Genomic DNA, 16,040 nt, shown 5'->3' with positions numbered 1-16,040 from the left:
GCCTATAAAGTGCCTTTTGATAAGTGTAAAGATGAAGACAGATTTTGCGATAAGGTGTATTTTTTTGAGGCGTTATCTATTTCTCGAAAGATTCATATAACCAAGGAGTTTTGCATGTTTTTTACGAATTTTCGTACTGTTATGCTATCTACTGTCCTATTAGCGGGCAGTGTTTCCCTGCCAGCCTTAGCACACGACTCAGATTACAACACCAAAGATTTAAATGAACAGTTGGTGATGTCGACCTTGTGGATGCAGGCATCGGCTGAATATAAAGCCATGTCTTATCAAGCTTTTAACTTGGCTAAAATGCAGTTTGATCATTATCTTGATAAGCATAAAGGCAATAAAAAAGTGGCTGTGGTGGTGGATGCTGATGAAACGGTCATCGACAACAGCGATTATCAAGCCTGGTTAATTGGTAAGGATTTTGGTTATTCAAGTAAAACCTGGAGCAAGTGGATGGCAGCCGCAGATGCGAAGGCCATGCCGGGCGCGACGGATTTTCTGAATTACGTGGCAAGCAAGGGCGCCGAGGTATTTTACGTAACCAACCGAAAAATAGTGGGGCTAGAGGGCACACGTAAAAACCTAAAGGCGCTGGGCTTTCCTAATGTAGATGACAAACATTTGATGCTAAGAACCGATACCAGTAATAAAGAGCCGCGCCGTGACGCTGTGGCGAAAAACTATGATATTGCCCTGTTCATGGGGGATAACCTGAATGATTTCTCCAATGACTTTAGAACCAAAAGCCTTGCCGAGAGTGATGCGGCGGTAGAAAAGAATAAGGCGCTATTTGGTACCAGGTTTATCGTTTTACCGAACCCTGCTTATGGGGATTGGGAAGGCAAGGTCTATAACGGAAATTGGGGGGCTACTGCTGCCGAAAAAGATCGCATGCGCAAGTCCAAATTGCACGTATGGCACCCAGCTAAGTAATTGTATTTAACGAGGCATTTAGGGCTTTTCTATTCCTGAAAAATAATGTCTGGCAGGGCAAAGGTAAAAGACGGTTAGCCGAATTCTAATGGTCATTTACCTTTGCTCACGCCACACATTGTGAGGAAATGTGTTTGGTTCGGGCTCAAATGTTACAAAGGTAAAAACTATAAGTATTACTTTTAATTTCATAATAGAAATTGTTCTCTTCCTATTTTTATGTAAAATACTGTAAGTTAAAGTAAGTAATGTGGGCTTTTAGGTAAAAAAGCGGATTTTTGTCATTTGACCAAGTGCATAGTATTTTTTAGCCTTGCTCGTCTTCCCCTCTTTGCAGGTGAGGGAGATCAATCTCTGTTGCTGAGCCTTATCGAAATTTCCATACGTTAAAGCGCATGATTATAAAGTCAGTGCCATGTTATCTGCTCAATTTTGAGCAGATAACATGGTTGATGTTGCTGAAATCATACTGTATTGAAAGAAAGTATAAACTTAGGGAAGAGATTTATGTTGACGTTACGGCGAGTCATCAAACATTGCATTTCTGATGTTGTTCCATGGCCAAAAAAGCCTGTTCGCCGTGCTTCTTATAAAACACGGCCCCTAAAGCTTGTTTCATCCTCTTCTCATGTTTCACTTTTGTCGTCTTGCCGACGAAACCAAAAATACATCGCTCAGATTATGTTGTCGGCTTACTTGTCTGCGCCTGGTGTCTTGTTGGCACAGGGTGCGACTGCTGCCTCAAACAGCGCACATGCACCAGCATTTGATACTTCAGCCAGCGGCATTCCAATCGTCAACATCAATGCGCCTTCTTCAAAAGGGGTGTCTCGTAACGAATATGAAACACTCAATGTCGAAAGCAAAGGTCTGATCTTTAACAACGCCACCGACATCGCCAAAACCGAACTCGCTGGTTACATAGACGGCAATGCCCGTTTAGGGGGCAAGAGCGCCAGCATCATTCTCAATGAAGTGACCGGCAACAGTCGCAGTGCCTTGAACGGCTACATGGAAATCGCAGGGAAGTCCGCAGAGCTGATCATCGCCAACCAAAATGGCATCACCTGTAATGGCTGTGGTTTCATCAATACTACCCGTGGCACCTTGACCACAGGGCAAGCCTTGTTTGATGGTGCGGGTGGCTTGTCGGGCTTTGATGTGTCCCGTGGCGACATCGCCATTACCGGTCAGGGGCTAAACGATACCAACACGGACGAATTGGATATCTTGGCGCGCAGTGTCAAACTCAATGCCAAACTCTGGGCCGATAACGTCACCATCATTACCGGTGACAACCGCATTAACTACCAAGACAAGTCCGTCACCGCTCGATCCAATGGGGAACGGGAAGAATTCGCGTTGGACGTTGCTGCGATTGGCGGCATGTACGCCAACCGCATTCGCTTGATTGGCACCGAAAAAGGCTTAGGGGTCAATTTGGGCGGTGAAGTCAAAGCCGTCGACGACATGGTGTTGGATACCCAAGGCAACCTTGTTCACAGTGCCACCTTAAGTGCTGATGCGGTTAAGATTCAGGCCAATAACATCGAGAACACAGGGGCCATTCTGGCCAATCGTCTCACCATAGACAGTACAGAAGAAATGACCAACAAGGGGGCGGATGCCTCCATCCAAGCCACCAGTGCGATAACCCTGAAAACACAAACCTTACAGAATCTTGATGGTGCCAAACTGCTTAGTCAAAACGGAGACGTGGGCCTAACCAGCCACCATTTTGAGAACCAAGGCACAGTCGCAGGGAAGACACTTAAGGTCGACACCAGCACCCTAAACAATACTGGGGAAAGCAGCCAGATTTTCGCTGTGGATCAATTGACGCTCACCACCACGGGGGACCTAACCAATCAGGATGGCGCTACCATCGCGTCCGATGATCAATTAACCATAACAGCACAAGGGCAGCTGACCAACCTCACCGGGGCCATTGAGTCCTTAGAGACCTTGAACATCGAAGCACAAAGCCTCACCAATACAGGGAGCCTCTCAACACAAAATGGCGCCTTGACTCTCACGACAGGGCAAGTGGATAACCAAGGCATCTTAGCGGGCAAAGGCATCATTGTTAACGCCAATGCTCTGACCAACAGCACAGCAAACGGGAAAGTCTACTCAACGGACAAACTCGATCTCAACATCACAGGTGACGTTACAAATAAAGACGGCGCTTTAGTTCACGCCGACAGCAACATGACCTTAGAGACGGAGGGAAAACTGACCAACACGGACAGTACCCTTGAAGCCGTCAATAACACGACCTTGTTATTCAAAGGCTTTAGCAACACGGCCAACAGCCTAATGTTGGCCGAAAACGGCACTTTAGACATCCAGGTTGGCAGCTTGGATGGTGACGGTGTGTTTTCCGCTACCGGACCACTGAACAACCATGGTGCCTTGAAGGGGCAGCAGGTGAAGGTCACAGCAACGGCCATTCATAATGACAAGAGCACCAGTAAGATGGCGGCAACGGGCGATCTGACCCTCACCGCGACACAAGGTAAGGTGAGTAATACCAATGGGGCCAGCCTGAGTGCTAATAATACCCTGACCATTGCCGCCGCTACCGACTTGATCAACACCGGCGCGAACATCGAATCGGCACAAGACATCAGCTTATCCAGTCAAAACCTAAAAAATACCGAAAACGCGTTGATACGAGCGAACGACAGTATCACCCTAGACTGGCATGGTGCGTTAACCAATAACAACGCCAAAATAGAAGCGCAAAACAACATTCACACCACTCAAAGCACGGATGAGGCATCGAATCCTCGTTCTGGTAGCTTGACCAATGCCAGCACTGGGTTGATTACCGCACAAAATGGCACTCTCAACCTGACCCTAGGTAACCTCACTAACTACGGATCTATTGGGGCTAATCGGGTTACCTTGAATACCAATAGCCTATTAAATAAGGGCAGCAGTGGCTTGATTCTGGCCAATAAACACCTCGATCTCTCGTCTAATAGTAACCTCAATAACTACGACGGGGCGTCCTTGTTTAGCTTGGGCGGTGGCAAATTGTATGCAAAAGGAAACTTGACCAACAGCTCGGCCAGTATTGAAGCTCGTGGCGGGGATTTAACCATTGATGCGAGTAAATTAATTAATAAAAGAACCTCGTGGGAGATTGGTTATCGAACTGAGACCAAGGATAAAACGGAGTCCGGTAAGGTTTATGTGATTCGTGAGGGGGGGGGATCTAAAAAAAAGCATGAAGGAGTCTCTTATTATTATGCCGGGCGGACATCTCAAACTGGATATAAATATGAATCAGCTGTTAATAGATTTAAAGATAATAGTAATGTTAGATTAGTCGGCCAAAAGCATTATGACTTCGAGAGAACAATTGTAACGCCTTATATTCGGTCTATCTCTTCAGAAGGCGAAATCTATTCGTCCGGTATCATCGATATTATCGGTGATTTAGAAAATAACGCGTCCGTAATAAATGGCATTATTGATGTAAATATTACAGGAGAGCAAAAGAATATACCGCTTATTTTAATACAAACTGTTACTGATTTAGGGGAGGAAGAAACTGAAAAGCGTTATTCACCATTTTCTTTTGGGGTTAGGGAAAAAAAAGATATTGATGGAGGTAATAGAAGCACTAGTTATAAATATGTCTCCGATATAATTGAAAGCAGTTCAAAACCTTATAAAGCAAGCAATACTAATGATATTTTACTCGAGTCTTCTATTATTAGTGCCGGAGAAAACCTCACAGGCAAAGGCGGCAGTTTGCAGAATGTTGGTTCTGCCGATACGGTATCGAAAGAACTGAGTCGTTCGGAAATCATAGAACAGCGTCAAAACGCCATCTTTGGCGATCTTTCGGTAGAAGACTTCATTCGAAGTGCGCAGTTTGCTTCCTCCCAACGGCCTGATTCAGGTTATCTAATTGAAACCAATTCATTATTTACTAACTATAAGACCTTCATTTCCTCCGATTACTTGTTGAATAAGACGATAGGCGATGGCCAAGGTAGAACCGGCAAAACCGCCTCTCGTCTTGGGGATGGTTTTTTAGAACAACAATTAGTTCGTGATCAGATTCTGTCTTATACAGGACTTCAAAGTTTGCCTGATCAAGTAGATATTGAGTCGACTTATGCCACCTTGATGAATAATGCCTTAAAGGAATATAAAGACCTTAAATTGAGTACAGGGGTTGAACTCACCGATGGTCAAGTCGCTAAATTGAAACAGCCGATCGTTTGGATGGTCACCGAGACGGTACAAACACCATCTGGCCCGCAAGATGTGTTAGTGCCTAAAGTTTATTTTTCCAATTCCACTGATATGACCTTAAGGCCGGATGGAGCCTTAGTCGCGGCCAATAATATAGACATCCAAGTAGACGGTGATCTTGCTAACTCTGGCAGTATCGTTGCTAAATCCAACTTATCCCTAAGTGGTGATAATCTTACCAACAGTGGTGCTATTAGTGCTGGTGCAAGTGCCAACCTGAAAGCGACAGGCGACATCAGTAACTCAGGCAGTATGCAGTCCAAGGGCACGCTCAGTTTGGCGGCTGGCGGTGATATCTCCAGTGAGACCCAACAAGAAGAGGTTCAGTCGGTTTTTGGTACGAAAACCTTAGTGGGTCAAACGGCCAGTTTAAAAGGTAGTAATGTTATCTTGAACGCTGGCAATGACATTAATTTAATAGCCAATGACCTTAATGCTGAAGAGCAACTATCATTACAAGCGGGTAATGACCTGACGCTTTCCAGCATAGCGGTGACTGAGACTGAAGGTGTTGGAAACTATTATCAGCAAGCCACGACACAACATCAAACAAACACACTATCTGCCAACAACATTCAACTTATTGCAGGCAATGACGTTACCAGTGAAGCGTCTCAATTAAGTGCCGAAGATACCTTAAGCATCAGTGCCGGTAACGATTTAGTATTGAGTAGTGTGGCTGACAGCTCAAGTTATTCACAAAGTAGTGATCAGCGCCAAACAAGCAAAGCTTCTGTTAATCACCAAGTCAACAGCTTGGCTGGCGCTAACATCCAGCTCAGCGCGGGTAACACGTTAACCAGTGAAGGCGCTCAGCTGAATGCGCAAGAAGATCTGACCTTATCCGCTGACAACATCGATCTATTAGCAGTAAAAGACACCAAGGATAACCACAGCTTTGTGGGCGGCGGTGGTAATTCCACTGAAAAACGCAGTCATAATGAAAGCATCATCGGCACGGATTTGATTGCTGGCGGTGCTTTGACTCTGGTAAGCCAGAACGACATCATCTCCAAAGGCTCTAACTTGAGCGGTGATGAGGGCATTGCATTAGTCGCAGGCGGCGATGTGGTGTTGGCCACGGAGACGGCGCGCAACTCATCCTATGAGCAAGTGAAGAAGAAAAAGTCAGGTATGTTTGGGTCTAAACGTTCCACCACGACCACGACGTCGGAAAGCCTGTCCAATCAAGGCACCAACCTCGCTTCTGCTGGAAACATAAGCATCTCCAGCGGGAATGATCTGGTGTTGTCGGGTTCCAAAGCCAGCGCGGATGGCAACATTAGCTTGCAAGCGGGCGGTGATATCCAGCTGCTGAGTGCCGTAGATCAAACGTCCAACCGTTACCAGGAACAGAAAAAAGGCACTTTTAAAGTCAAAACCAAAGACCAAGGCGCGATCAAACAAACGGCGGTCACCAGTGATCTTATTGGCGCTGGCAATGTCAGCTTAAACAGCGGCAGCAACATCACCTTAGAAGGATCGACTCTGGCAGCCAATGATACCTTGTCCATTGGCACCGAGGCGGTAACGCAGAACGCCCAAGGGCAATACGTGAACGCCGACGGCGAACAAGCAGGGAACATCACGGTTGGCACGAAAGTCTTGCAAAGCAGCGAATGGGATGAATCTTCCTCAAGTTACCGTGGCGTGTTGAAAGACCTTGCGAAAGGGATTGCGGTTGTCGGTTCTGTTGTTTCTTCTATTGGGGGCGGGGACGGCGTTCAAATAAAAATTGGCGAAGCCCGCTCGAAACGAACCGACTCTAAAACACATCAAACCTCTACGTTAGCGTCTAATGATCTCAATATTGATGCGTTACAAGACGTCACGTTTATCGGGACCGACATTTCGGTCGCGGACACGGCCAACATCAGTGCAAACAATGTCACCTTTGATGCGGCGCAAAATCAAGTGATCGTGACGGAATCTTATACCACCACAACGGTTGCCTCGGGAGATGGCTCTAATGTTGGAAACGAAGCGGTTTCTGTCGAAGCCAGTCCTATGCTGGCGAAAAATAGCGAGCAAGACAGTGCGTCAAATGACGATGATAGTGCAGAAGAAAAGGAAAAAGAGGAAAAGCCACCAGAAGGACTAGAACTGACCGTCGCCGAAGTGTCTGTTGTTGATCTAACCAAAGAAACCACCACGCAATCTAACACTTGGCGTGGTTCTAATGTCCAAGTGGGCAACCTCAACATTACCGCGAAGAAAAACGTCGGGATTATTGCCAGTGACGTGACGGTCCAGAACGACGCCAATATCAAAGCCGACAATATCTTGGTGGGCGGTCGTGAGGATGAAACCATAACGACGCAGACCAATAAAAAGAAAGTTGAGACACTGACGGTTGGGATTCGAAACGCGTATGCGGATGCCTATACAGCAGGGGAAACATTAGATTACGCCAAGTCACAAGAGAGAAAAGCCCAAAGAGCGTATGACGAGGCGAAGCAACAAGTTGAAGACGGCAAAATGCCAAAAGGCGATTTAGATGCTTATGACATCAAATTGAAAATGGCCAAAAAGTCGGTTAAAACGGCCGAGCTTGCTGTGGTAACGGCCATTGCCAGTGCCGCTGCCAATTCAGGGACTATGGGATTTACCGCCTCCGCAGGCGCGAGCATACAAGAAAGCAGCAGTAGTCTCACTGCCACCCAAGGCACTTGGAATGGCTCAAGCATTCGTGTTGGCAATAACGCCTCATTGAACAGCGATAATAACCTCACCGTAGAAGGCTCCGCGATTGCGGCGCAAGGCACATTAGAAGCCAACGCGAAAAACATCGACATCAAAGCCGGTAAAAACACTTACACAGAAGAAACCAGCAGCACGAGTAAAGGCGTGAGTGCCAGTGTTACTGTTGGTTTGGGCGGTGATTTTAGTAGTGGTTTTGATATGGGGAGTGTTTCTGGATCCGCTGGCGTGAATACCAGCAAAAGCAGCAGTCATAGCCAGAGTACACAATACACCAATAGTAGTTTAAGCGCTGGTTCACTAAAGAGTAACAGTGAAAAACTCACTCTAGAGGGCGGTAACCTTCATGGTGATAAAGTCGCCATTAATACCCAAGAGCTGGACGTCATTAGCCTGCAAGATACCGCTAAAAGCACCAGTAAAAGCGAAGGGGGCGGTCTCTCCCTTAGTATGGGCAGTAGCACTAGCACAGGCCCAGACCAAACTGTAACAACCACCGACACACTCACCGGAGGTATTAACTACAACCGTTCTAAAACCCATTCCGATTATGCCAGTGTGACCCAACAAAGCAGCATCACCTCAGGGGATCAGGGATATCAAATTAATGTCGCGGGCAACACCAACCTAGTTGGTGGTCTCATTACCTCAACCGATGCCGCAGAAGAAGCGGGCAATAACCGTTTTAGTACGGGCACTCTGACCCAACGTGACCTAGAAAACCACGCTGAATTTGGTGGTTCGTCTTTTGGTATCGACATGAGCCTTAGCGCCTCAGACACTAGTGGTGGCGCAGGAAATGCAGAATCTAAAGTCAATTTCTCTAAAAATATGGGCTATGGCTCGATTAGCGACCATCGAAAGAGTACCACCCAAAGTGGCATTAACACTGCGAGCCTTGTCATTACCGATGAGGACCAACAAACCGAGCTAACAGGCAAAAGCGTCGCCGCCGCCGTGGCTGACGTGAAAACCACCACCAATACTGACAACGCAGACCTCAACAGCGGCGCTTTGCAAAACAACTTTAACCAAGCGGAAGTGGAAGCGCTGGTGAACAGCGAACGTGATGCGAAGAAAAACTTTGATGGGACTGTCTCTCAGATCAAAGGCATGATCCTGTCCAAGCAAGAAGCATTAGAGAAAAACAAAGATCAGATGAGTCCAGAGGAATACGAGGATCAAAGTAAAGCTTTGACGGCTTATGGCTTATTAGCCAGCACCATTGGTGCCGGCTTGACCGCTCCGACGGACAGCGTCTCAGGTCAATTGGCTGCGGCCGCGTCGCCTACTGTTGCTTATGGCATAGGGCAATACTTCAAAGGGTTGGCCGCTGAGAATGACAATGGTCAGCTGAATGCTGGACAAGAAACGGCTCACGTCTTAGCACATGGCATTCTCGCCGCCGCCGTCGCCGCAGAAGGAGGCAATGATGCCACTACCGCAGGCATTGCGGCCGCCGGATCAGAAGCCGCCGCTCCAGCCTTAGCTCAATGGCTGTATGGCAGCAGTGATCCAAATGATCTGACCGCCGAACAAAAACAAACCCTTACCGCCGTCATTGGCGCGGCGTCCACCGCTGTTGGTGCCACTACAGGCAATGGCGCGGATACCGTGAGTACAGGGCAACTAGCCGAGAATGCGGTGGATAATAATTTCTTAGGTCCTTACTCAGAAGAGGAAACCATAGCTGCTGCTGAAAATTTACATGAGTCGAATAATGCTCAGCGTTATGTCGATCTTCAATTCGTTCATCAACGAAGTGATGAGTTAAAAAATAAGTATCAGAACGACCCTGATAGTATGTCTAGTAAGGAGTTAGAGGAACTAGGCTTTTACTTAGAGGCTTTTGTGAATGAAAATATGAAAAAATATGATGGGGACGTAAAGACAGTTAAAAAGATGTTAGCCCTTGAGTTTTCTAATACCCCAAAATGGGAGAATGCTATTCTAGATTATCAGATTCCATTTGCGTTGCCAGCTGGCTCAGAGGCAAAAGAAAGTGCAATAGATAGATATAGTCCAAGTTTGTGGGACCATCTCACATTTAGTACTGATAGAAATAAGCCAAAAAGTGCGAAAGTGTATTCTGAGGCTAAGGCGATTATAAAAACTGATGCTTACTATGACGCGCACGCTAAAATTGGTACCGATATACTTAGTACCGTTTTTGTGAGCGCCTCTACAGCTGCAGATGTTGTAAAGGGGGCCGCAGAAGCTTTTCTAACGTCTGATGCAGATACCGCGAAAGGGGTTGTTATTGATGTTGGGAGTAATATTATGAGTAATATATTTTTATCTAGGGTTCGGGCGCCAAACGCTACAGCAGACTATGTAAAAGATGTAGCGGGTAATTCTTTGACATTAGGGATCGATACGATCCTAAGCGGGGAGGAGAGTGATGATATAAAAGCAGATGATTGGATGAAGGTATTTTTAGATTCTGCAAAATCAACTGGCTTTAAGGGAATGACCTCACCCTAACATTGGAGTTTTTATTTAATAATATAGACTAGTGAATTGTTGATGTTTAAGAATATAAATTTCCAACAAATTTACCAAGACACCCACCTCTCAAAGCCAGTCATATCAAGTACGACTTGCGTTTCAAAAATGATGCCGTTGCTGGGCAGACAATACGTTCGATATTTTAATTATACCTATCAGCGAACTGGTTCCTTATGGGAAGGGCGTTTTCGATCTTGCTTAGTACAAAATCAAGACTACCTTTTCCATTTGTACCCTTATATTGAGCTCAACCCAGTTAGGGCGGATATGGTGAAAGATCCTGCAGATTATTCTTGGTCGAGCTATCAATGCAACGGTTTAGGTATCAATAGTGATCTACTGATACCCCATGAACTCTACCAACCATTGGGAGAAACAAAAGAAGAGTGGTGTAATGCGTATCGAGATATGTGTCAGTATCAGGTAGATGGTAAATTATTAGAAGGTATTCGTTTAACTGCCAATAAAGGCTTAGCGTAAAAAATAACGGTGTTGTTAATCCTAGTGGTTTAATTTTACTCTGCCCCCAATTATTAACGGATTTTATGAAAATAGGGATTGGAAGCAGACTAATCATCTTATCTGCCCCAGTCCCTTTACTTCTTCCAAACTCTTTTAAAACGCGTCTTCGATCACCAGTTCTTCTACCGGAAGTTGTCCACCACGTGGCTGTGCGGGTTTGGTACCTTTGCCGATGGCCAGCATCATGACGATGACATGGTCTTTCGGCAGTTTAATGAGATCGGCCACCTTGTCGAATTCGATGCCGATCATTGGGCTGGTGTTGTAGCCCATTTCTTCGGCGGCCAGCATTAGGTTCTGCCCTGCCATGGCACCGGATCGAATGGCTTCGTCTCTTTGTAGCCATGCTTTGTCCTGATAGAAGTTTTCTAGCATGGACACCAGCATGTCTTGAACTTCATTTGGGGTATTCTTCCAGTATCTTCTCGGGTTGTCGGACCAAGCTTGGGTATTCGCGACTATGATGACGAGTTCAGACGCGGAACTGATTTGTTCTTGGTTCCACGCTGCATGCTGAATTTTTTGCCGCTGTTGGCTATCGACCACGCGGACAAAGCGCCAATGCTGAATGTTGAAGGAAGTGGGTGCCAGAATCGATGCGTTGATGAGTTTATGGAAGGCTTGGTCCGACATTTTATGGTCTGGATCAAAATGCTTAATTGAACGTCTTTTCTCGATTAGGTTGAATACACTCATAATTCGTTCCTATGCATTTAAAGTGAATAGGGACATGGTGCGGATTTTTTATCAATGCATAAACTGCCTAGATCGAATTTCTATTTTTGCGTTACGCGCAACAATAAGGAATACTGTTTTACACTGATAAACTGAGGATAGGTGTTGTGTTTGAGGCTATGGAGCAATTTGTGCGAGTGGTTGAATTAGGCTCATTTAGCGCGGCGGCGGAGTCGTTAGGGAAAAAGCCGAGTTCCATCACCAGAAAGGTCAATCAACTTGAGCATGAAGTGAAAACCAAATTGCTGATTCGCTCGACTCGTCGGCTGGACCTGACGCCAGATGGGGAGCAGTTTTATAATCAATGTAAACAAATCTTGCAGTCTGTTGATACCGCCAAGCACAGCTTCGTAAAAGACGATGCTAGGGTTGATGGCAGTTTGGGTATCGCCACATTTGACACCGTAGGGCGAGGCGTTCTTGTACCGCTTATTGCTCAATTTAGAGCGAAACACCCAGAGACCAAGATTGCGATCAGTCTGGATAATAATTTGTCTGATCTTCATAAAGGTCCATTTGATTTGGCCATTCGATATGGGCGTCCTGATGACTCAAGTTTGCTTTTTCGACCGCTAAGAAATATGCCAAATGTTCTTGTTGCCTCACCGTCTTATCTTCAACAGTCGGCGCCACTTGAATCGCCAGAGGATTTGAAATTCCACGCTTGTTTGGCTTTTTATCGATCTCGCCAATACACTTGGTGGCATTTCAAAAAGGGCTCAGAACATCGAAAAATTCGCATTGACCCAACGCTTTCGTCAGAAGGTGGAACCCCCTTGTTGATGTGGGCTAAAGCGCACCAAGGCATCACCTTGGTGAGTAAGCTTTTCATTGAAGAGGATCTTAAAAATGGCAACTTGGTTGAGTTATTACCCAATTGGCAGGCCTCACTGACTGAGCAAGATAACGCCATGCTGTATTTGGTTTGGAAACCGTCATCAGCACAAAAGCCAATTGTCAGAGCCATGATTAACGACATTGTCGCTGAGTTGAGCGACAGAGAATAAGGATAAATATGATCCTACTTAGAGATATGCGCCAAGAGGAATTCCCAGCTTACAGTCAATATTTTATTGATGATTATAGTCAGGAAATTGCTAAGAATTATGGGCATTCGTTAGAAGTTTCAGTCGAATTAGCCAAGAAAGATCTGCATCGGAGTTTCCCCAACGGATTGGAAGACAATGCGCATTCATTGTTATGTATTGAGGCAGAAGTCGATGGTGAATGTAAGCTTGTGGGTTACCTTTGGCACTGCGTAAACATTAGTGATAACTCTACCTTCGTTTATGACTTCTTTATTTTCAGTGAATATCGAGGTTTAGGTTATGGCACTGAATCCATTTTAGCACTGGAAACTCAGCTACAGGCTATTGGCATTAACCAAATAAAACTTAGAGTGGCGTACCATAATGATCGTGCGCTTAAGTTATATAAAAAGGTCGGTTTTGAGATTACAGGTTTCAATATGTCCAAGAAAGTCAGTGAGTTGCCTTAACATAAGAAGCGTTAGCGGTATTAATCATATAGATTCGTTTTTAAGGATGATATGAAAACGACTATGTTTACTAAAAGAGCTGATAAGAAATCATCAGTAGGTGTGACGTTTGTTTTATTATGGATGGAACAATAGGCTTAGTGCAGTTTCATCATTCCGAATAAAGAAACCGGTTGTTCACGTCATTATGTAACAAGATAGGGAGAGCAAATGAGTATAGGTGAGGCGACCATTGATGATGCTAGAGTGATTGCAGACATTATCTCTAGATCAAATAAAGATGTCGCGGAAGAATTTGGATTGAACCTCGCCAATAACCCCAAACATCCTTCTTTTTGCAAGGAAGATTGGGTGTTGTCCGATTTTGAGCGAGGAGAAGAATATTTTATATATAAAAATGGCGCTGTTGGTGTTGGATGTGTTGCTTTTGAAAATCCAAAGCCTGGCGTAGCCTACTTAAATCGCCTTTCTGTATTACCTGAATATCGTCAAAATGGGGTAGGGGAAGAGCTTGTAAGGCATATTTTCAAGTACGCTAAGTTAAAGAACATTCAAAGAGTCAGTATTGGGGTTATTGCAAATCATATAAAACTCAAGAACTGGTATCTGAAGCTTGGTTTTGTCGAAGGTGAGATAAGAGGCTTTCAGCACCTCCCTTTCGATGTTCAATACATGAGTTTTAATGTTAGTTAAGTGGTAGGGAATGAGAGATTGAAAACGCTGTATTTTCCCTCTTTATGAAAAAGAGCCTAAAAAAAGTATTGAGATGCCACTTAAGCTATTAGAAATGCATGGTGTTAATAATCAATATACATAAATCGTGTTCTTGACAGTGTCGAAGGATTCAAAGGGGTCTGACCCCTTTATTCCCCTTTATTCCATTTCGTCATCACCAGACAGCAAGCTAACAAGAAAGGAGCTTCCATGCTCCGTCGTGTTTATTATGTGAATTTAGAGTGTTCTAATTACAATGATACCAGCAGTCTCATCGAGGGCTGTGGTATCTTTCTAGTGGTGTAAGACGTTTTCTCAATACGACTTGATATAGCTGCAGTGAGCGACTTTGGAACGCTGCAGCGCAGACTTTCAGATAATATGTCCACATTCTATAAAATCGCTCACTGTATTGGTTTTGCAGTTGCGGCCAAGCTTTTTCAAAATTGCTATGCCATGCAAGCAGTGTGGTGGCGTAGTCTTGCCCAAAATTATGAACGTCTTCGATCACGAAATAAGGCTCGGCTGATTCACTTATTTGGGTTAGTGTAGGAATAACGCCGTTAGGAAAAATGTATTTGTCTATCCAAGGGTCGGTTCCTGTGGCACTTTTGTCGCTGCCTATGGTGTGTAATACGAAAATACCATCCTCTTTTATGAGATTATGGGCTGTTTGCATATAGGTACCGTAATTTTTGGGACCTACGTGTTCAAACATACCAATTGAAACGGCTTTGTCGTATTGCCCTTCTAAACTGCGATAATCCATCAATTTAATATCGACAGGCAGTCCTTTACAGCGTTCCTTTGCAAGTTTCTCTTGTTCTTTCGATATGGTTACACCAGTAACATTGACCTCATATTCTCTGGCGGCAATCTCCGCAAAGCTGCCCCAACCGCAACCAATTTCAACAACGGATTCTGCTTTGTTTAATTGTGCTTTTTCGCAGATTAGACGTAATTTATTAAGCTGTGCCTGATGAAGGGTATCAGCTTCTTTCCAGTAACCGCAGGAATAAGCCATGCTCTCGTCAAGCATGGCTTGATAGAGATCGTTACCGACATCATAATGTTGTTCGCCAACCTGATAGGCACGTTTTACGGATTGGCGATTAAATAATGTGGCTTTTAACCAATGTCTTATCAGAGTCCAACGACCAGTAATGATTTTGTCTAATTCCGCGTTGATAATACGTCGAATAAATTCGTCAATTTGTTGGCAGTCCCACCATCCATCCATATAGGCTTCACCCAACCCTAAGGAACCTTGTTTTAATACTCTACTCCAAAGGTTCGGGTTATGCAGTTGTGGATCCCAAGGATTAGGTCCGTTGACTGTGATGTCAGCTTTGCTTAGTAAGTTAGTAAACCAAGTATCCAGACTTGAGTGGTCATGGTGTTTTGCAATAAAAGTCTTTGCTGTTTGAGGTGGCTCATTTATGGATTCGCTAGAGAGAGCGTTTTCTTCATTCAAGGGGTTAGCTGTACTCATTATTCACCTCCTATAAGATTAAATGAGTTTTCAAAGCGAACATCATTTCATCTTACGGTTGGGCGTGATAAAGAACAGAAGAAAGAAACTATCGAGATAATAGAAGGTTTTAATTTGTGAGTTTTGATGATCTTAATATATTAAGGTGTGCACTATAAATGAACAGATTGTTATGAATAAGGAAATAATATCTATAGATATAGAAAATATTATTTTCATTGACTGTCATTCAATGAGTTTGTTCTATCCTTTTAGTACGAAAGTACTTATGCCAGAAAAAGTGCAGGTAAGTTATTTATTGATAAAGGTCTAATGTGAGGTAATTTAGAACTAAAAGAATATAACAGGATAGAAATAATTCGCATATTCAGATAATAAGCGGTGAAATAGAAGTCATGCTAAGAAACATACCAATAAACTTTATTCTTAATAAAATGCGACCAACTTGGGGAGAAATATCCCTCGATTTATCAGAGGGTTGGTTGAAGCATGATATAAAAAATATGGTGAAAGATCCTGCTGATTATTCTTTGTCGAGTTACCAATGTAATGCGTATCGAGATATGTGTCAGTATCAGGTAGATGGTAAATTTTAGAAGAGATTCGTTTAACTGCTAAGAAAAGCTTATTCGCACCTTCCCTAGATATTTTTGC

8 protein-coding genes are annotated in these 16,040 nt (G+C 44.4%); 6 read left to right on the top strand and 2 right to left on the bottom strand.

Going from position 1 to position 16,040, the window contains the following annotated elements:
• Positions 1-114 precede the first annotated feature (114 nt).
• From MAR181_RS11370 to MAR181_RS11360, 3 genes are all read left to right on the top strand, one after another.
• Complete coding sequence (locus tag MAR181_RS11370; RefSeq protein ID WP_013796738.1) at positions 115-942, top strand: 5'-nucleotidase, lipoprotein e(P4) family; 828 nt, start codon at positions 115-117, stop codon at positions 940-942.
• Between the two features lie 507 nt (positions 943-1,449).
• Positions 1,450-10,401: a two-partner secretion domain-containing protein gene (locus tag MAR181_RS11365; RefSeq protein WP_013796737.1), complete on the top strand. Its 8,952-nt coding sequence runs from the start codon at positions 1,450-1,452 to the stop codon at positions 10,399-10,401.
• A gap of 129 nt (positions 10,402-10,530) precedes the next feature.
• Complete coding sequence (locus MAR181_RS11360) at positions 10,531-10,905, top strand: transposase (protein ID WP_144011237.1); 375 nt, start codon at positions 10,531-10,533, stop codon at positions 10,903-10,905.
• 135 nt (positions 10,906-11,040) lie between these two features.
• Here MAR181_RS11360 and MAR181_RS11355 read toward each other — a convergent pair whose 3' ends face one another.
• A complete protein-coding gene (locus tag MAR181_RS11355; protein ID WP_013796735.1) occupies positions 11,041-11,643 on the bottom strand; it encodes a nitroreductase family protein in 603 nt (200 codons plus the stop codon).
• 146 nt (positions 11,644-11,789) lie between these two features.
• Between MAR181_RS11355 and MAR181_RS11350 the strand changes: the two genes are divergently transcribed.
• From MAR181_RS11350 to MAR181_RS11340, 3 genes are all read left to right on the top strand, one after another.
• On the top strand, positions 11,790-12,689 hold the full coding sequence (locus MAR181_RS11350) for a LysR family transcriptional regulator (RefSeq protein ID WP_013796734.1): 900 nt from the start codon (positions 11,790-11,792) through the stop codon (positions 12,687-12,689).
• 8 nt (positions 12,690-12,697) lie between these two features.
• A complete protein-coding gene (locus MAR181_RS11345) occupies positions 12,698-13,180 on the top strand; it encodes a GNAT family N-acetyltransferase (RefSeq protein WP_013796733.1) in 483 nt (160 codons plus the stop codon).
• A gap of 210 nt (positions 13,181-13,390) precedes the next feature.
• Positions 13,391-13,873: a GNAT family N-acetyltransferase gene (locus MAR181_RS11340; RefSeq protein WP_013796732.1), complete on the top strand. Its 483-nt coding sequence runs from the start codon at positions 13,391-13,393 to the stop codon at positions 13,871-13,873.
• Positions 13,874-14,165: 292 nt separating this feature from the next.
• Here the strand turns inward: MAR181_RS11340 and cfa are convergent, their stop codons facing one another.
• The gene (gene cfa / locus MAR181_RS11335) at positions 14,166-15,386 is read right to left on the bottom strand and encodes a cyclopropane fatty acyl phospholipid synthase (protein WP_013796730.1); all 1,221 of its coding nucleotides are present in this window, start codon (positions 15,384-15,386) and stop codon (positions 14,166-14,168) included.
• Between the last annotated feature and the right edge of the window lie 654 nt (positions 15,387-16,040).

Source organism: Marinomonas posidonica IVIA-Po-181 (assembly GCF_000214215.1).
In the GTDB taxonomy this organism is placed as follows: Bacteria; Pseudomonadota; Gammaproteobacteria; order Pseudomonadales; family Marinomonadaceae; genus Marinomonas; species Marinomonas posidonica.
The sequence above is the reverse complement of the archived record's forward strand: the minus strand, read 5'-3'. Positions and strand labels throughout refer to the sequence as shown.

Coding starts and splice junctions, on each gene's coding strand:
- MAR181_RS11370 (WP_013796738.1), top strand. CDS start 115: ATGTTTTTTACGAATTTTCGTACTGTTATGCTATCTACTGTCCTATTA.
- MAR181_RS11360 (WP_144011237.1), top strand. CDS start 10,531: ATGATGCCGTTGCTGGGCAGACAATACGTTCGATATTTTAATTATACC.
- MAR181_RS11365 (WP_013796737.1), top strand. CDS start 1,450: ATGTTGACGTTACGGCGAGTCATCAAACATTGCATTTCTGATGTTGTT.
- cfa (WP_013796730.1), bottom strand. CDS start 15,386: ATGAGTACAGCTAACCCCTTGAATGAAGAAAACGCTCTCTCTAGCGAA.
- MAR181_RS11340 (WP_013796732.1), top strand. CDS start 13,391: ATGAGTATAGGTGAGGCGACCATTGATGATGCTAGAGTGATTGCAGAC.
- MAR181_RS11355 (WP_013796735.1), bottom strand. CDS start 11,643: ATGAGTGTATTCAACCTAATCGAGAAAAGACGTTCAATTAAGCATTTT.
- MAR181_RS11345 (WP_013796733.1), top strand. CDS start 12,698: ATGATCCTACTTAGAGATATGCGCCAAGAGGAATTCCCAGCTTACAGT.